This window comes from Thiorhodococcus mannitoliphagus (genome assembly GCF_010915725.1).
In the GTDB taxonomy this organism is placed as follows: domain Bacteria; phylum Pseudomonadota; class Gammaproteobacteria; order Chromatiales; family Chromatiaceae; genus Thiorhodococcus; species Thiorhodococcus mannitoliphagus.
In genome coordinates this window covers 1-745 of the sequence record NZ_JAAIJR010000399.1, presented here as the reverse complement: position 1 = coordinate 745, position 745 = coordinate 1, and the positions used below count along the sequence as shown (strand labels likewise).

Genomic DNA, 745 nt, shown 5'->3' with positions numbered 1-745 from the left:
CGTCGGTTCAACTGGCGCTGCCACGCCTACTGCGAGATGACCAATCATTATCACTGCGTCGTCGAGACGCCCGATGCCAACCTCTCCAAGGGGATGCGCCAGCTCAACGGTGTCTAGACCCAAACCACGAATCGACGCCATGGGCTGGTGGGTCACCTCTTCCAGGGTCGATTCAAGGCCATTTTGGTCGAACGGGATGCCTACCTTCTGGAGCTGGCGCGCTACCTGGTGTTGAACCCGGTGCGTGCCGGGATGGTTCTGGAGCCAGGCGACTGGCCCTGGAGCAGCTATCGAGCGATGGTCGGACAAGCGCCCTGCCCCGCCTGGCTGGAGACCGACTGGTTGCTTGGCCAGTTCGGTCCGGAGCCTTCCCGCGCACGGGCCGGTTACGCAGCCTTCGTCCGCGAGGGAATCGCCCAGCCAAGCGTCTGGGACGGGCTGCGCCATCAGGTCTTTCTCGGGAGTGAGGCGTTCGTGCAGCGCCACTGCGTCCCGTCCATGCCCGCGGAGCGGCTGCGCGAAATTCCGCGCGCCCAGCGTCGGCCACTTGCCACGCCCCTCGCCGAGTTCGCGCGCCGCTACCCCGTCCGAGCCGAGGCGATGGCACGGGCCTATCAGAGCGGCGTCTACAGCATGCGGGAGATCGCCGATGACTTCGGCGTACACTATTCCACCGTCAGTCGAGCCGTGCGCCGGTTTGAAAACGAGCTTGAAAACGGGATTGAATCGCCAGTGGACCTACCCA

1 protein-coding gene is annotated in these 745 nt (G+C 64.8%); it reads left to right on the top strand.

Features of this window, described 5'->3' with window-relative positions:
* Positions 1-147: 147 nt before the first annotated feature.
* The coding region (locus G3480_RS27115) for a helix-turn-helix domain-containing protein (RefSeq protein ID WP_338114244.1) at positions 148-745 on the top strand (598 nt) is incomplete at its 3' end.